The organism is Aeromonas sp. 600948 (genome assembly GCF_049174875.1).
GTDB lineage: Bacteria > Pseudomonadota > Gammaproteobacteria > Enterobacterales > Aeromonadaceae > Aeromonas > Aeromonas veronii_A.
Window position 1 is genome coordinate 143,830 of the sequence record NZ_JAAKTY010000005.1, and the last position, 14,325, is coordinate 158,154.

Annotated in this window: 18 protein-coding genes; 9 read left to right on the forward strand and 9 right to left on the reverse strand. The window is 58.3% G+C overall.

The features are described 5' to 3' along the window. Positions 1-6: 6 nt before the first annotated feature. Complete coding sequence (locus G5182_RS06285; RefSeq protein ID WP_227341917.1) at positions 7-2,388, reverse strand: PilZ domain-containing protein; 2,382 nt, start codon at positions 2,386-2,388, stop codon at positions 7-9. Between the two features lie 100 nt (positions 2,389-2,488). Here G5182_RS06285 and radA point away from each other — a divergent pair, with 100 nt between their 5' ends. Next, entirely contained in the window at positions 2,489-3,856 is a 1,368-nt protein-coding gene (gene radA, locus G5182_RS06290; RefSeq protein ID WP_227341918.1) for a DNA repair protein RadA, read from the forward strand. Positions 3,857-3,912: 56 nt separating this feature from the next. Here radA and G5182_RS06295 read toward each other — a convergent pair whose 3' ends face one another. Both G5182_RS06295 and rsd read right to left on the reverse strand, forming a co-directional pair. Beyond that, positions 3,913-4,293: a PilZ domain-containing protein gene (locus G5182_RS06295; protein ID WP_216952871.1), complete on the reverse strand. Its 381-nt coding sequence runs from the start codon at positions 4,291-4,293 to the stop codon at positions 3,913-3,915. A gap of 101 nt (positions 4,294-4,394) precedes the next feature. Further along, positions 4,395-4,877 carry a sigma D regulator gene (rsd, locus tag G5182_RS06300; RefSeq protein WP_216952872.1) on the reverse strand — a complete coding sequence of 161 codons (483 nt, stop codon included), beginning with the start codon at positions 4,875-4,877 and terminating at the stop codon, positions 4,395-4,397. A gap of 337 nt (positions 4,878-5,214) precedes the next feature. Between rsd and hupA the strand changes: the two genes are divergently transcribed. After that, on the forward strand, positions 5,215-5,487 hold the full coding sequence (gene hupA, locus G5182_RS06305) for a nucleoid-associated protein HU-alpha (protein ID WP_005340484.1): 273 nt from the start codon (positions 5,215-5,217) through the stop codon (positions 5,485-5,487). A gap of 114 nt (positions 5,488-5,601) precedes the next feature. Here the strand turns inward: hupA and G5182_RS06310 are convergent, their stop codons facing one another. The 3 genes from G5182_RS06310 to G5182_RS06320 all read right to left on the reverse strand — a co-directional run bounded on the left by G5182_RS06310 (position 5,602) and on the right by G5182_RS06320 (position 8,401). Next, a complete protein-coding gene (locus G5182_RS06310) occupies positions 5,602-6,045 on the reverse strand; it encodes a PACE efflux transporter (protein WP_005358045.1) in 444 nt (147 codons plus the stop codon). 163 nt (positions 6,046-6,208) lie between these two features. After that, positions 6,209-7,066, reverse strand: coding sequence for a hypothetical protein (locus G5182_RS06315; protein ID WP_227341919.1), 858 nt, complete (start codon positions 7,064-7,066; stop codon positions 6,209-6,211). A gap of 111 nt (positions 7,067-7,177) precedes the next feature. After that, on the reverse strand, positions 7,178-8,401 hold the full coding sequence (locus tag G5182_RS06320; protein ID WP_227341920.1) for an Nramp family divalent metal transporter: 1,224 nt from the start codon (positions 8,399-8,401) through the stop codon (positions 7,178-7,180). A 237-nt stretch (positions 8,402-8,638) separates the two neighbouring features. Here G5182_RS06320 and rpsF point away from each other — a divergent pair, with 237 nt between their 5' ends. From rpsF to G5182_RS06340, 4 genes are all read left to right on the forward strand, one after another. Next, positions 8,639-9,025 (forward strand): 30S ribosomal protein S6, encoded by a 387-nt coding sequence (gene rpsF / locus G5182_RS06325; protein ID WP_005308887.1) that lies wholly within the window; start codon positions 8,639-8,641, stop codon positions 9,023-9,025. A gap of 30 nt (positions 9,026-9,055) precedes the next feature. Continuing rightward, positions 9,056-9,286, forward strand: coding sequence for a 30S ribosomal protein S18 (gene rpsR / locus G5182_RS06330; RefSeq protein ID WP_005308890.1), 231 nt, complete (start codon positions 9,056-9,058; stop codon positions 9,284-9,286). A 52-nt stretch (positions 9,287-9,338) separates the two neighbouring features. Next, the gene (gene rplI / locus G5182_RS06335) at positions 9,339-9,785 is read left to right on the forward strand and encodes a 50S ribosomal protein L9 (protein WP_005340490.1); all 447 of its coding nucleotides are present in this window, start codon (positions 9,339-9,341) and stop codon (positions 9,783-9,785) included. Positions 9,786-9,886: 101 nt separating this feature from the next. After that, the gene (locus G5182_RS06340) at positions 9,887-10,627 is read left to right on the forward strand and encodes a ferredoxin--NADP reductase (protein WP_227341921.1); all 741 of its coding nucleotides are present in this window, start codon (positions 9,887-9,889) and stop codon (positions 10,625-10,627) included. A gap of 50 nt (positions 10,628-10,677) precedes the next feature. On the opposite strand, the gene G5182_RS06345 is transcribed toward G5182_RS06340, so the two are convergent. Then, positions 10,678-11,028: a hypothetical protein gene (locus G5182_RS06345; protein ID WP_227341922.1), complete on the reverse strand. Its 351-nt coding sequence runs from the start codon at positions 11,026-11,028 to the stop codon at positions 10,678-10,680. Between the two features lie 19 nt (positions 11,029-11,047). Continuing rightward, positions 11,048-11,344, reverse strand: coding sequence for a hypothetical protein (locus tag G5182_RS06350; protein WP_040067567.1), 297 nt, complete (start codon positions 11,342-11,344; stop codon positions 11,048-11,050). A 255-nt stretch (positions 11,345-11,599) separates the two neighbouring features. Here G5182_RS06350 and G5182_RS06355 point away from each other — a divergent pair, with 255 nt between their 5' ends. Further along, positions 11,600-12,610 carry a Preprotein translocase subunit SecY gene (locus G5182_RS06355; RefSeq protein WP_227341923.1) on the forward strand — a complete coding sequence of 337 codons (1,011 nt, stop codon included), beginning with the start codon at positions 11,600-11,602 and terminating at the stop codon, positions 12,608-12,610. Between the two features lie 54 nt (positions 12,611-12,664). Here the strand turns inward: G5182_RS06355 and G5182_RS06360 are convergent, their stop codons facing one another. Then, a complete protein-coding gene (locus G5182_RS06360) occupies positions 12,665-12,832 on the reverse strand; it encodes a hypothetical protein (protein ID WP_162484561.1) in 168 nt (55 codons plus the stop codon). A gap of 56 nt (positions 12,833-12,888) precedes the next feature. On the opposite strand from G5182_RS06360, the gene G5182_RS06365 reads away from it, so the two are divergent. After that, the gene (locus G5182_RS06365) at positions 12,889-13,866 is read left to right on the forward strand and encodes an NADP-dependent oxidoreductase (protein WP_227341924.1); all 978 of its coding nucleotides are present in this window, start codon (positions 12,889-12,891) and stop codon (positions 13,864-13,866) included. Continuing rightward, complete coding sequence (locus G5182_RS06370; RefSeq protein WP_005348990.1) at positions 13,863-14,300, forward strand: YqaA family protein; 438 nt, start codon at positions 13,863-13,865, stop codon at positions 14,298-14,300. Before G5182_RS06365 ends, G5182_RS06370 begins: the two co-directional genes overlap by 4 nt. Positions 14,301-14,325 lie beyond the last annotated feature (25 nt).

Sequence of the window (14,325 nt, forward strand, 5' to 3'; positions counted from 1 at the left end):
ATGGGATCAGCGGGGCGGCTGCGTGATGCCGAACCGGAACAGAGTTGCCTGGGTGGTGTCGGTCAGCTCGCCAACCCCCACGACACTCCACAACTCCTCTTCCAGCCGCTTTGCCTTGTGAATGGCGAACTTGGCGATGTAGTCCAGCTCATTGGCAATGAAGTTGGTGTCGGGGCGTCCGGTGCGGGAGATGCCGACCAGCACCGAGTAGAATTCTCCCTGCTGCAGTGCCAGCTCGATGAACTGGCGCTTCTCTTTTAGGTTGCTAAAGCTGCTGGCGAGGCGGCTGGTGAAGATGGGGAGGCCCGCCTTGGTCTGGATGCTGGCAATATAGACCTCATCTTCACGCGGTTTGTCCTCCCGCTCGATGGCTCGCAACGGATTCATCAGCAGCTCCTTGAACAACTCCCCCTGAAACAGCGGATAGAGGTTCTCCTGCTCAGGTTGCTCGGCACAGGCGGTTAACAGTTGTTGCAGGCTGCGCGGAGTGAGTGACTTGCCGATGGCGGCTGGCTTGGGGGCACCCTTCAGTTTGTTGATATAGACCGGTGAGTTGAACAGGTGGTGGGTGTAAATATTGCGCAGGGCTCGCGCCAGTCCGCGATAACGGCGCTGCTCCTGCGCCGCCTTGAGCTTGTTCTGGTTGCTCTCGATCAGCAGGCTGAAGAACTGACGACCGGTATGACGATCGGAATCCCCGTCGATACAGAGGTGCAGCACGGTGCGAGTCATGTTGAGACTAACCAGCCGGTAGGAGAGATGCTGCAGATCCATGCTCTTGGATAACTCCTGCAGACGGGGCAGGGCGATGGTCACCACATCGTTTTTATCACCAGCAAACGCCTCTTCCAGCTCGACCTGCAGGCCATGGGCAGAAATATCTCGGGTCCAGCCAAGCCATGACTTGCCATTGTGATGGATGGCAACGGCTGTTTTGTGGATATAGCGCAGCTCCTTGCGCAACTGGACATAGTGCAGGGATTCAATCTCGAAGGGGGCAACGCCCAGCTCGTGACCAAAACGTTGCAATTCATTGGCATTATTGCCCAGCTCGCCCTCCGGGCGGAACTCCTCCCGTTGGGACTCCAGACTGATCTCCTGCAGCAGGCCGCAATACCCAATCAGTTTGAGACGTTCGAGTAACAGAATATCCTGCAGTTGCGAATTTTCGACCCCCTGCAACTGCCCTACATCTGCCTCCAGCGATTCACACGCCTCCAGTGAAAACTTGTAGACACGCCAGCTGGGACGTCGGGAGCCCACCTGGAAGAAGAGGGCGGTGAGACCACTCTGGCGCAGCTCTTCAGCAGTGGCAGAGAAGAAATAGATATGGCTGCGTACCGTGTGGGTGAAGCAGTAGATGAGGGTTTCGGTCGTGGTGCCGGGAGCAGGGCAGAGGCGTTTCATCCGTTTTGCTGAGAAGAGTCCCGCCAGGGCATCGCGGTTTTTCTCGTCGCGCCAATACTCCAGCAGGTGCTGGTTGTTCTCGGTGCGCAGTGCTATCTCGAGTGAGGGACAATCTCCTGTGCTGAAGAAGAGCGGCATGCCGGTCATCCGTGGCAGGTAGAACTGCTCATATCCCTTGATGATGGCGGCGGAGAGCAGATAGTCGACGCTGACCCGATAGCGGATCTTGTTGGCTTCGATAAAGTCGCTGAGGAAGGCATCGAAGGCGGGCTGCTCACCGGAGCGTACCAGCCTCAGCCAATACTTCCCTTCCTTGCTCTCTTCACCGAGGATCTGGTAACCGACCGGCTGATGCAGCACCGGATTGGGGTGATCCCGCTCCAGCCCGGTAAAGAAGACCTCGACCTGAGCGCCGGTCTGGTAATTGGGCAAATAGGGGACCGAGACTCTCATGCCGCCGAGGGAAAGATCGGAACTTTTGGCGAACAACTTCTCCCCGTCATGAAGTTTGATGAGCAAGGGCGAGCTAAAGTGCATCCGCTCTTGTCGTCGCCCGTAGTAACTGGCAAAGACGATGGTGTTGACGTCGTATTGCCGGAAGGGGCTGACAGGGGGTTGCAGCAGGCCATCCACCCGGGCGTGGTGATGGTTCTTTTGCCATTGTTGCAGTGCTTCGTAAACGCCAAGGGTATAGGCGTCACGGTAGAGATAGCACTGGGACTGAAACAGTCCGATGGCCTCGGCCGGCATAAAGTGGGTGATACCGTCGAACTCGTGCACCAGGCACTCGTCCTCCAGTTCATCGCGCATGTCGATAACCCTGCGGCAAGGGGAGCATTTGCGATTGAGCTCCATCTTGATCAGAAAACGGCCGTTACTGTTTTCGTCCTGGGTCAGACGGTTGAAGATCTCTTCGAAATCTTTCTCCCGCAGCAGGGGTACAAGTTGTTCAATCAGATGTTGTTGGTGTACTGAATCCATGTGTTCCTGCCACGGAAAGTCACTTTTCCGATTCTGGGTTTGATCTGTCGGTCGCAAACAAGTATATCAAGCAGGAATTCATCCTGTCCCCGAGTTATCAATGGCTAAAAATAAAACTGCTTATGTTTGTTCCGAATGTGGTGCCGACTTCACACGCTGGCAAGGTCAATGCAGCGAGTGCAAGGAGTGGAATACCATCACCGAGGTACGCCTTGGCTCCGTCACTCCCGCTGGCAAGAGTGCCCGTTACACCGGTTATGCCGGCGCGGTTGGCAGTCAGGTACAGACACTGGCAGAGATCGCTACCACCGAAATCCCCCGTTTTACTTCCGGTTTCAAGGAGTTGGATCGGGTGCTTGGTGGCGGTGTGGTGCCCGGCTCGGCGATTCTGATCGGTGGTAACCCGGGGGCGGGTAAATCGACCCTGCTGCTGCAGACCATGTGTGGTCTGGCAGAGCGGATGAAAACTCTCTATGTCACCGGTGAGGAGTCGCTCCAGCAGGTGGCAATGCGGGCCAACCGCCTTGGTTTGCCTACCGACAAGCTACGGATGCTCTCCGAGACCAGCGTTGAGCAGATCTGCCTGATTGCCCAGCAGGAGCAGCCGCAGATCATGGTGATCGACTCCATTCAGGTGATGCATGTGGCGGATGTCCAATCTTCTCCCGGTTCGGTCGCACAGGTGCGTGAGGCAGCAGCGTTACTGACCCGTTACGCCAAGCAGAACCATGTGGCCATCTTCATGGTGGGTCATGTGACCAAGGATGGCAGTCTGGCTGGCCCCAAGGTACTGGAACACTGCATCGACTGCTCTGTGCTGCTTGACGGTGGCCATGACTCCCGTTTTCGGACTCTGCGCTCTCACAAGAACCGCTTCGGTGCGGTCAACGAGCTGGGGGTCTTTGCCATGACTGAACAGGGGATGCGCGAGGTGAGCAATCCCTCCGCCATCTTCCTCAGTCGGGGGCAGGAGCAGGCGCCCGGTTCCATCGTCATGGTGATCTGGGAGGGCACCCGGCCGCTGCTGGTGGAGTTGCAGGCGCTGGTGGATTACTCCCAGCTCTCCAACCCGCGTCGGGTAGCGGTGGGGATGGATCACAACCGGCTCGCCATGTTGCTGGCGGTGCTGCACCGTCACGGTGGGCTGCAGATGGCGGATCAGGATGTCTTCATCAACGTGGTTGGCGGGGTCAAGGTCGAGGAGACCAGTGCGGATCTGGCGCTGCTACTGGCGATGGTCTCCAGTTTCCGGGATCAGGCGCTGCCCAAGGATCTGGTGGTGTTTGGCGAAGTGGGGCTCTCAGGGGAGATCCGTCCTGTCCCCTCTGGTCAGGAGCGGCTGCAGGAAGCGGCCAAACACGGTTTTCGTCGTGCCATCGTGCCGCACGCCAATGCCCCCAAGCATCCTATCGAGGGGATGGAAGTGGTGCCGGTCAAGAAGTTATCAGAGGCGCTCGAGGCGTTATAACCGTAGCAATAGAGGCTGAATGAACAGAAAAGAGCACCATGTCTGGCCGGGCGTCGTTACGACTGGTTGTGCTCCTGATGCTCGTTCAACAGCTGTTCCAGCTCCCGATGCAGCAGCTCTTCGTCACCTACGTTGAGCTCTATCATCCGCTTGAGGTGGGTGGCACTGTCGATGTCGATGTGGTGGCAGTAGAACCCCAGCTTCTTGCTGGCTTCATGGGTTAGCTCGACCTGCATCTTGATCTCGATGTCGCTGCCACTCAGGACAAAACTGAGCTGGTACTCCTTGTTGTCACGGCTCTCCCAATCATCCGGTCGGATTAACAGGGCGCCCTGCAGGGATATGTCGACAAGCTGAGTCTGCCACTTGTGCTCCCCCTGGGTGAGTTCGGCCGTGGTCAAATAGAGGATCCGTGCAAAACGGCGGCGCTCAGACATGCTCATCTCCTAGTTTGGAATCAGCTGGACACAGGGAATCATTGCTCTGAGTGTAATGCACCTTGGCTGCCAGTATCTTGAACTTGCTCCGAAAATAGCAATCAGGCTTGCTGGGCACTGAGGAACTCCACCACATGGAGTGCCTTGACCAGACGATCTTCCTGTTTGAAGCGATCCTCCAGTACCGGACCCAATTCGTTGAGGTCATCATCGAGCAGTAGCAGTTGGGCCTCGTCGGCATCACTGTATTTGTCGTTGAATTCGAGGGCAAACTCGGTAGTGGCACGAATATGGGGATAAATGCGCTTGGCCAGCTCCAGTGTTTCGCCGCTGGCTTGCTCGAAGGCGGTGACGACGTGGTGGTAGATCTCGAAATGGCCCGCGCTGACATAGTCGACTAGGCGGTCGCAAAACTGATGCAGCTCTTCTGTTTTGGGCAGGCTGCGTTGCTTGGTCCGCGCCGGAGTAAGGCCTGCCAGCTGCATGTATCCAACCAGCAACGCTTGCCTTGCATCCAGCCAGTCGTCGATAGCTTTATGCTTGCCTGCCAGCGCCTGCTTGGTCTGTTCCAGTTTCGTCAACATAATCCCTATCCCTCCGTGGGGCAAAGGCTGGCCGATTGTTCGGTATTCCGAGCCGTTTGAGCAGTGACACAACCTATAACTAGGGAAAATCTGGGCAAGCGTCAATAGCCATGGGGGGATAATGTTAAGTGGCGAAGAAATAGTCAGCGGATTGTGTCTGCGTGCTAGCAGGTTTCAGGCCTGCTCACGGTTTTTCGCGTGTGGAATGTGACTATTTCCGCAGATCTTGATGAAAACCCCAGCGTTTGACGCGTTCGGCTCGATAAAGGCTTTGCCTGTGCGTTTTTTTTTGCATAGAGTGACCCAGCGCTAAATGCCCGATCATAAAGGAAATGTTATGAACAAAGCTCAACTTGTCGATGCGATTGCCGCCAAAGCAGATCTGAGCAAAGCTCAGGCCAAAGTGGCTCTGGAAGAGATCATCAATGGTATTACCCAGAGCTTGAAAGAAGGCGATGCTGTGCAACTGGTCGGTTTTGGCACCTTCAAGGTCACCCACCGCGCAGGCCGCACCGGTCGTAACCCGCAAACTGGTAAAGAGATCCAGATTGCTGCTGCCAACGTGCCTTCATTCGTGGCTGGCAAGGCTCTGAAAGACGCCGTCAAGTAAGTCCGAAAGTCTGTTTTGTCCAATGCCAGTCAGCTTGCTGACTGGCATTGTTTTTATGGGATTCTCCCATCCTTCCTGACTTTTCCTTTTGTCGGCCTCGTTGCGGCTGAGGCCTTATGCCGTTTGCGGGTTGGATGGCAGCGGCCAGATCCGCTCATAGGCCCAGGTAAAGACCATGATGTAGACGAGGTAGAAGGCGACGAAGCCGAGATCCAGCATCAGGGCGTCCCACACTCCCAAATCGAGCCAGAACATGACGCAGGGGAGGGAGAGCATCATAAAGCTCGCCTCATAGCCAAACGCGTGCAGGAAGCGGTCCAGTGGTCGCTTGTTAGTGCGTCCGCAAAGTTTGAGCAACCCCTTGTCGAACAACAGGTTCCAGCCGTAGGTCCAGGCGGTGGCGACGATGGAGAAGAAGATGGCCAGTGAACCGACCTCGGCGACGCCCTGACCGAACAGCTGGCTGATCAGCGGTGCGACCAGTGCCAGCCCGATGCCTTCGTAGAGAACCAGATAACGAAGTCGATCGGGGGTGGTGCGTAGTTGGGTACTACTCATGGGGATGTGCCTCCTGTGGGAGGCGCATTCTAATCAGGGAGTGGTTAAAAGAGAAGCATCGGCCCGTCATGACGGGCGTTGAGGGGCATGATGATGCCCCCTCATTTGCGATACGTCTCTATTGCCAACTTGGGCGTTAGCCCTGAGTGGTCAAGTCTGCGACTCAGGCGCCGGTTGGCGTGACCCGGGTCAGCATGGCAAAGCCCTCTTCCACTTGAGTGAGCTCTACCTTGACCTCTCCCAACTCGGCGAGCGAGGCAACATGGGTGCCGCCACAGGGGATGGTGACCTCCTGGCCTTCCAGCGAGCAGTGCCAGTAACGGGAGTCGATGATCGCCTCGCCGGCCCGGCTTCGGCGAATGTCAGCTCCGCTTGCTACCCAGTCGGCCAGTTGTTGGTTGACTTTCTCTTCAATCAGCGCCAGATCTGCCAGCAGCGCCTCGCTGTTGACTCCTTTCTTGCGCAGGCTCTTGCCGATTCGGTACTGCTCCCACGATCCGCAAGGCTCGACCCGCGAGCTTTGAATAGCAAGACGATCGAAGTCGGGCTGGCCCAGTGCATCGCGCTCGCTTACCTCCTTGCGCCAGTAGGGAGTCAGTACTCGATTGAGCGCCAGCGCGGCCAGATGGCAGCCGCTATGGCCCAGACTCAGGGCGTGGCGGGCAGCGCTATCTACTTGCAATTCGACCTGGCTGCCAACGGCTAGCGCGTGGTCACCGGTCATTGGATGGACCACCACGAAACGCCACCCTTCAGCCCCCCGTTTTACCGGAATCGCAGTATCGACAAACAGCTTGCCATCCGGGCTGATAGCCCCCATCCGGCAAGGGCCAATGGCGGCTTCGCCCCCTTCCCAGCGAGCATGGCCCACATCCCCCGGCTGATCGGGCCAGAGGTGGCTCTGGGGATGAAAGGGGGTGAGGTCGGTGACTAGCAGTGTGGTGTCGCCACGCTGACAGCAGACCACGCTGGCTTGCTCCTGATGATGGCCCAGCACGAAGCTGACTCGGGTATGTTCCATGGCAAGGCTCCCGCAACGATAAATGAGAAAAGAAAGCGGCAGCATACGCCAAAGTGCGAAGAGGCTCATTAACCAGAGTTAATGAGCCCCTCTTCTCGGTTTGACGGTTCGCTAGATCATGGCGACCAGCAGGTAGGCGTTGAGCCCGATCACCAGGGCGACGATGAGGCGGCCGACCGCCTGGGTCACCGGGTGGTTGCGATACTCCCCCATCAGGGCGCGATCGCCGGTCAATATCAGCAGCGGGATGAGCGCCAGCGCGATGCCGAAGCTCAGCACCACCTGGCTCAGCACCAGGATCTCGGTGGTGTTGAGGCCCATGGCGATTACCACGAAGGCAGGGGCCATGGTGATGGCGCGGCGCAGCCAGAGCGGGATGGTGAAGCGCACGAAGCCCTGCATCACCACTTGGCCGGCCAGCGTGCCCACCACGGTAGAGCTGATGCCGGAGGCGACCAGCGAGAGGCCGAACAGAGTCGCGGCCGCCTGACCCAGCAGCGGGGTGAGGGTCTGGTAGGCCGACTCCAGCTCGGCTACTTGCTGGTTGCCGGAGCTGTGGAAGGCGGCCGCCGCCATGGCCATCATGGCCAGATTGACGAAGCCGGCGATGGTCATGGCAATCGCCACATCGACCCGGGTGGTGTGCAGCCGCTGGGGGACCGAGCCCTGATCCTGGGTGTGCTGGGTCAGTGCCGAGTGCAGGTAGATAACGTGGGGCATCACGGTGGCGCCGAGCACGCCGGCCGCCAGATAGACGGCGTCACTGTTGGGCAGGCCGGGGAAGAGGGCGCCCTCCAGCAGGCTAGGCAGATGGGGGCGGGAGAACACCAGCTCGACGATGTAGGCCGCCGCCACGAACAGCAGCAGGCCGCCCACCACGAACTCCAGCGGTTTCTGGCCGCGGGATTGCAGCATCAGGATCCCCCAGGTCACCACGGCGGTGATGCAGGCCCCTTCAAGCAAGGTCACGCCAAGCAGCAGCTTGAAGCCGACGGCGGCGCCGATAAATTCGGCGAGATCGGTGGCCATGGCGATGATCTCTGCCTGCACCCAGTAGGCCCAGACCGCCGGTTTCGGCAGTCGGTCGCGGATGTGCTCCGCCAGATTTTTGCCGGTGACGATGCCGAGTTTGGCCGAGAGGGTTTGCACCAGCATGGCCATCAAGTTGGCCCATACCACTACCCAGAGCAACTGGTAGCCAAAGGTAGAGCCCGCCTGAATATTGGTGGCGAAGTTGCCCGGGTCGATATAGCCGATGGCGGCGATAAAGGCAGGCCCGAGCAGGGTCAGTTTGAATTTGCGGGCTGGAATCGTAGTCGTCAGTGCGGGTTGCATGGCATCACCCTCCATAAGGATATGGAGAGAGAATAGATCTAAATGATAATCGTTATCAATTGTTGTTTCTGATGATTTCCATCGGGAAAAACATTTAAGGCGGTCAGTTGCAGTGAGGGATGTGATTTCGTACAATACGCCGCCCTAGAAAAGCAGCGACTAAACACCTTTATGTTCCTTGCCTCCGAGGTCTGGCTGCACCTGGGCGGAGGCTGAATTAATCCGTAAGGAGCTAAAATGCGTCATTACGAAATCGTCTTCATGGTTCATCCGGACCAGAGCGAGCAAGTTCCCGGCATGATCGAGCGTTACACCGGCGCCATCACCACCTCCGGTGGTACTATTCATCGCCTGGAAGATTGGGGCCGTCGTCAGCTGGCTTACCCGATCGACAAACTGCACAAAGCCCACTACGTTCTGATGAACGTAGAAGCAGAGCAAGCCGTTATCGATGAGCTGGAAACCAACTTCCGCTTCAACGATGCCGTTATCCGCAACATGATCATGCGCACCAAGCACGCCGTGACTGAAGTTTCTCCGATGGCCAAGGCCAAAGAAGAGCGCTTCACCCGTCGTGACGACGAGCGCCGCGAAGAAGCTACTGAAGCTGCTTCCGAAGAGTAATTCTGGATCACTGACTAGAGGATAAAGGCCATGGCACGTTATTTCCGTCGTCGTAAGTTCTGCCGCTTCACCGCCGAGAACGTTACCGAGATCGACTACAAAGATATCGTTACTCTGAAAAACTACATCACTGAATCTGGCAAGATCGTACCGAGCCGTATCACCGGTACCCGCGCCAAGTATCAGCGTCAGCTGGCACGCGCCATCAAGCGTGCTCGTTACCTGGCTCTGCTGCCGTACACCGATCTGCACAACAAGTAAGAATCGGCCCGGCACTTAAGCCTAACTCAACGAAATTTATAGAGGAAAGGTAATGCAAGTTATCCTGCTCGACAAAATCGCCAAACTGGGCGGTCTGGGTGACCAAGTTTCCGTGAAATCTGGTTATGCCCGTAACTACCTGATCCCGCAAGGCAAAGCTGTTATGGCCACCAAAGCCAACATCGAAGCTTTCGGTGCTCGTCGCGCTGAGCTGGAAGCCAAACTGGCTGCCAACAAAGCTGCTGCTGAAGAGCGTGCTGCCAAGCTGGCCGAACTGGCTACCGTGGTTATCGCTTCCAAGTCTGGCGACGAAGGCAAGCTGTTCGGTTCCATCGGTACCCGTGACGTGGCTGAAGCCATCACTGCTGCCGGCGTAGCCGTTGCCAAGAGCGAAGTCCGCATGGGCAACGTTCTGCGTAACACCGGTGACTACGAAGTTGCTGTTCAGCTGCACGCTGACGTTAAAGCAACCGTACAGATCCAGGTTGTTGCCCTGTAATAGCGATTCGCTTTTGCAGAAAAAACCCGCGCTCTTGCGCGGGTTTTTTATTTTCCGGCCCGGGGGTAGAGTGAAGGTCTGTTCCACTGGAGGAGATCCTTATGGCTTGGGTAGAAGGTCGCGTCATCGAACGCATCGAATGGACACCCACCCTGTTCTCCCTGCGGGTAGCGGCCGAGCTGGTCCCCTACAAGGCAGGCCAATTCACCAAGCTGGCCCTCGAGCAGGGCGATCGCCGCATTCAGCGCGCCTACTCCTTCGTCAATCCCCCCTCTGCGCCATACCACGAGTTCTATCTGGTCGAGATCCCGAGCGGTGAGCTGACTCCGTCCCTTGGCTTGCTGCAAGCGGGCGATACATTGCTGGTGCAATCCCAGGCCACCGGCTTCCTGACGCTGGATGAGGTGCCCGCCGGGCGCGATCTCTGGCTGCTCTCGACCGGCACTGCCATCGGCCCCTTCCTCTCCATGCTGGCAGATGGGGAAGCCTTCAACCGTTTCGAGAATCTGGTGCTGGTGCACGGGGTGCGCAAAGGCGAAGAGCTGAGCTATCAGGATTTGATCGCCAGCTTTGCCGAGCAATATGGCGCGCGTTTTTGCTATGTCCCCTTTGTCAGCCGCGAGCCTTGGCCCGATGCAATGGCAGGGCGGATCCCGGCGGCGATTGCCAATGGTCAGCTGCAGGCTAGAGTGGGGTTGGAGTTCTCACCCGAGCTGAGCCAAGTGCTGATCTGCGGCAATCCGGAGATGGTGAAAGAGACCCAGCAAACCTTGCTGGCGCTGGGGTTGGTCAAGAATCTGCGGCGGGCACCGGGCAATATCAGTGCGGAGAATTATTGGTAAAACAATCAGCACAGGGGCGCCAGGCCCCTGCTGGATAAGGAAAGGGGGGGTCAGTTTTTCTTGCCGTTACCCTTGTTTTTATCCTTCTGTTTGTCGTGACCCTGTCCCGGGTTATTGCCGCCGTGGATGCTGCGGTTGTAGTGATCCCGGTACTTGCCATCCATCTTGTCGCAGTTGAGTTTGATCCGGCTGTCGCCAATGCCAAGATCCAGACAGTTGTCCTGCCACCAGTCGTACTCCTTGTCATCCCAGTCGAGATTGATCTTGATGTCATCACCGGAGATCTTGATGCCATCGCTATTTTTGCTTGGCGGTGCCGCAACCGCGATGCCGTGCGCCATCAGCAGGGAAAGCAGCAGGGCGCCGCGCCGGATAACGGGGTTGTGTTTAGCTTGGGTCATCGCAAGGGTACTCCTGTTGTTACTGGTCGCTCTGCGAGTTGGCAGGGACCTGGTTGGTTTTCGGTGGCTGGTTGCGATTCTCTTCATCTTCCAGATTGAATTTGACCGCCTTGCAGTCGACGGAGGAGGTCTCCCCGATATCCAGAGTGAGGCAGTCGTTCTGGGTCCAGCCGAACTGTTTGTCATCCCAGTCCAGATTGAATTTAAGCTCATCGACGGAAAATTCGGTGCCACCGCTCTCTGGATATTGCTGTGTCGCAGCGGCGCCGCCGGTAACCAGAAGAAGGGAGAGTAGCAAGGTGGTCGTACTGTTCATGATGGCCTCGGATAATTGCAACGGTGGATGAGTGTACGGATCTGGGCTGAACCCGGGCGGAATCGCACCTCATCTCACCACATGATCAAGTCAGGGAGGAATTGTATCGCTTTTCTGCTGCCGATTTGTCCGTTTTGGTCGCACTCTGGGCAGCTGGTTGCCAATCTGAAGGAATTCAGTCATTTGCCCTTCTCTGTGCGAGTCTGGCGACTATAATCGGCAGCCAACTTTTCCTGCACAGCACACCCCTTCATCATGACCACACAGGACTCCTCCACACAGCGCTACCCCAAGGGGTGGTTCGCTCTGACGACGGTATACAGTTTCACCGGATTGGCCATTCTGGCCTCCATTATCTTCTCCCTGCTGCTGTTCCTCTCCATCGATGACAACCCGCTGATGAAGTGGCTGTTCGGCGGCTTGGCCATCATCTTCGAGCTGGGCAAGTTTTACGTCTGGTACGAGTACGGCGAGCGCAAGGCGCGGCGGGATCTGAGTGGTGCTCTCTGGTCGCTGCTGTTTTACAGCGTGCTGGCGGCCATCTCCATCGGCGGCAGTATCGGTGGCATCAACAGCGCCACCAATACGGTGTTGAGCCAGCAGGCGCGCCACGAGCGGGAGCTGGCCCGTTTCGACGAGCAGATCGCCAGCATCGAGCGGCAGATCCAGCTCAACGAAGAGGCGGCCCGCAAATACATCGAGCTGGAGCGCATCTCCAGTGGCGTCTCCTCGTTGCAGCACGCCAACACCAAGCTGCGCTTGCAGCAGGATGAGCTGCGCCAGCAGCGCGATGCCAAGCCGGTCAACGAACAATCCTCTATGTTGGGGCTGATGAGCAGTCTGGCGGACGGGGTCGGGATGAGCATCAGCCAGGTGCAGTTCCTGCTGGTCTGCTTCCTCTCGGTGCTGCTCGACGTGTTCGGCGCCTTCTTCGTCAGCCTGATCGGCGAGGAGAACCGCTTTCGCCGGATGTGGCGCTGGCAGCAGGAGCAAGCTCGCAGAGAGGCGCAGGCAGAGTTGGCGATGGCAGCCCAGCCCGAGCCCATCATGCCCCCCGAGCCAGCCCCCGAAGTGCTGGCACAGGTGCGCGGTGCGCTGGTGAGCGGTGAGCTCAAGTGCAGCAAGCGCTCGGTAGCACAGGCGTTGTCACTCTCGCTGGAGGAGGTGGATCGGGTGTTCCACCATCTGCTGTCGCAAGGGGTGCTGGGGCAGGGGAGCAATCGCCACTACTACCTCAATCCGGCGCTGGAGCAGCAACCCGGATAGTGAGAAGGCCACCGGAACTCGGTGGCCTTTTTCGTTATCGAGTGGCTGTGGCACTCAGTGAGTCAGCACCATCATCAGGCTGAGGAAGGCGGCCAGTCCGCCACCGATGCCGATGATCCAGTAAAACCCCTTGGCCCCCTGTTTGAGCGGGATGTGGAAGTAGAGCAGAAACGCCCACCACCCCAGTGCCAGCAACAGAGGAATAAGAAACATTCGAGCCATGGTGTCCTCGCTGTTATTCTGTTGACCCTTGATCAATCAACAGGATGGATTGTGCAATGACGCAACTACAGATTACCGCATTCGGTGACCCCTCGGTACTCAAGCTCAACCCTTCCCTCGATAAGGTGCCAGCCGATGGCGAAGTGCGGGTGCGCATCTGCTTTGCGGGGGTTAACCCCATCGATGCCAAAACCCGCGCCGGTCTTGGCTGGGCGGCGGCCCAGAACAAGGACAAGCTGCCCTGGACGCCGGGTTATGACATCTCCGGCGTGGTGGAGAAGGTAGGCCCCGGCGTAACCTCGCTGGTCGAGGGGGATCGGGTGTGCGGCATGGTCGGTTTTCCTCTTACCGCTGGTGGCTACGGGGAGTCTGTGGTGGCAAGCGAAGGCGAGCTGGTCAAGCTCGACGGAGTGAGCCTGCAGCAGGGAGCGGCGCTGCCACTGGCCGGTCTCACCGCCTGGCAGGGGCTGCTTGAGCACGGCGGCCTCAAGAGCGGTCAGCGGGTATTGATCCTCGCCGGTGCCGGTGGGGTTGGCCATCTGGCGGTGCAGTTTGCCAGCGCCTATGGCGCCGAGGTGGTGGCTACCGCCAGCCCCGACAACCATGGCTTCCTCCATGCTTTGGGGGCGCGCTGGATGGTGGATTACCATGATGCGAACTGGCCCGCACAGGTGGTGGCAGAGGCCGGTCAGGTCGATCTGGTGCTGGATCTGGTAGGCGGCGAGAGCGGCAAGGCGGCGCTCGCCTGTGTCAAACCGGGTGGCCGCCTGGTGACTGTGCCTACCATTACCGCCCAGCAGATCAAGGATGCTGGGGCTGCGGCGGGTATCGAGGTGGTCGGCATGCTGGTTCACCCCGACCAGAAGCAGCTGGGTCAGATGTTGATGCTGCTGCGTCAGGGGGAGGTGAAGGTCACCCTCGCCGGTGAGTTCGCTCTGGCTGAGGGGGCGCTGGCCCATCAGGCCATCGAAGGGGGCCATGTACGCGGCAAGCTGCTGCTGCGCATGCCTGCGGCCGATGGCTATCCCGGATGAGCGAGATGATGGAGATGGGGCTGGGGTGGCTCTTTTTAAGTGCATTCACCTCCGCCACCCTGCTGCCCGGCAGCTCGGAAGTGCTGCTGGGGGCCATGGCGGCCAAGGGGGAGTGGAGCATGGCTAGCCTGCTGCTGTGGGCGACGCTGGGCAATACCCTCGGTTCCATGACTACCTGGTGGCTCGGCTGGCTCGCCACCTTCAAGAAAAAACCGGAAGATTTTCAAGGCCGTGGGGAACAAAAAGCCTTAGGCTGGCTCAAACAACATGGTCACTGGTGTCTGCTGCTTGCCTGGACGCCGGTGGTCGGTGATGGTCTCTGTCTGTTGGCCGGTTGGCTGCGCCTCTCCTTCTGGCGCTCTCTCATTTTGATCGGGCTCGGCAAATTGTTCCGTTATGCCCTGGTTTTTCTGCTGGCCAGTCACATTTTCTAGCCTGTTTTTGTCACTCACGAGGTTA

Coding starts and splice junctions, on each gene's coding strand:
- G5182_RS06285 (WP_227341917.1), bottom strand. CDS start 2,388: ATGGATTCAGTACACCAACAACATCTGATTGAACAACTTGTACCCCTG.
- radA (WP_227341918.1), top strand. CDS start 2,489: ATGGCTAAAAATAAAACTGCTTATGTTTGTTCCGAATGTGGTGCCGAC.
- G5182_RS06295 (WP_216952871.1), bottom strand. CDS start 4,293: ATGTCTGAGCGCCGCCGTTTTGCACGGATCCTCTATTTGACCACGGCC.
- rsd (WP_216952872.1), bottom strand. CDS start 4,877: ATGTTGACGAAACTGGAACAGACCAAGCAGGCGCTGGCAGGCAAGCAT.
- hupA (WP_005340484.1), top strand. CDS start 5,215: ATGAACAAAGCTCAACTTGTCGATGCGATTGCCGCCAAAGCAGATCTG.
- G5182_RS06310 (WP_005358045.1), bottom strand. CDS start 6,045: ATGAGTAGTACCCAACTACGCACCACCCCCGATCGACTTCGTTATCTG.
- G5182_RS06315 (WP_227341919.1), bottom strand. CDS start 7,066: ATGGAACATACCCGAGTCAGCTTCGTGCTGGGCCATCATCAGGAGCAA.
- G5182_RS06320 (WP_227341920.1), bottom strand. CDS start 8,401: ATGCAACCCGCACTGACGACTACGATTCCAGCCCGCAAATTCAAACTG.
- rpsF (WP_005308887.1), top strand. CDS start 8,639: ATGCGTCATTACGAAATCGTCTTCATGGTTCATCCGGACCAGAGCGAG.
- rpsR (WP_005308890.1), top strand. CDS start 9,056: ATGGCACGTTATTTCCGTCGTCGTAAGTTCTGCCGCTTCACCGCCGAG.
- rplI (WP_005340490.1), top strand. CDS start 9,339: ATGCAAGTTATCCTGCTCGACAAAATCGCCAAACTGGGCGGTCTGGGT.
- G5182_RS06340 (WP_227341921.1), top strand. CDS start 9,887: ATGGCTTGGGTAGAAGGTCGCGTCATCGAACGCATCGAATGGACACCC.
- G5182_RS06345 (WP_227341922.1), bottom strand. CDS start 11,028: ATGACCCAAGCTAAACACAACCCCGTTATCCGGCGCGGCGCCCTGCTG.
- G5182_RS06350 (WP_040067567.1), bottom strand. CDS start 11,344: ATGAACAGTACGACCACCTTGCTACTCTCCCTTCTTCTGGTTACCGGC.
- G5182_RS06355 (WP_227341923.1), top strand. CDS start 11,600: ATGACCACACAGGACTCCTCCACACAGCGCTACCCCAAGGGGTGGTTC.
- G5182_RS06360 (WP_162484561.1), bottom strand. CDS start 12,832: ATGGCTCGAATGTTTCTTATTCCTCTGTTGCTGGCACTGGGGTGGTGG.
- G5182_RS06365 (WP_227341924.1), top strand. CDS start 12,889: ATGACGCAACTACAGATTACCGCATTCGGTGACCCCTCGGTACTCAAG.
- G5182_RS06370 (WP_005348990.1), top strand. CDS start 13,863: ATGAGCGAGATGATGGAGATGGGGCTGGGGTGGCTCTTTTTAAGTGCA.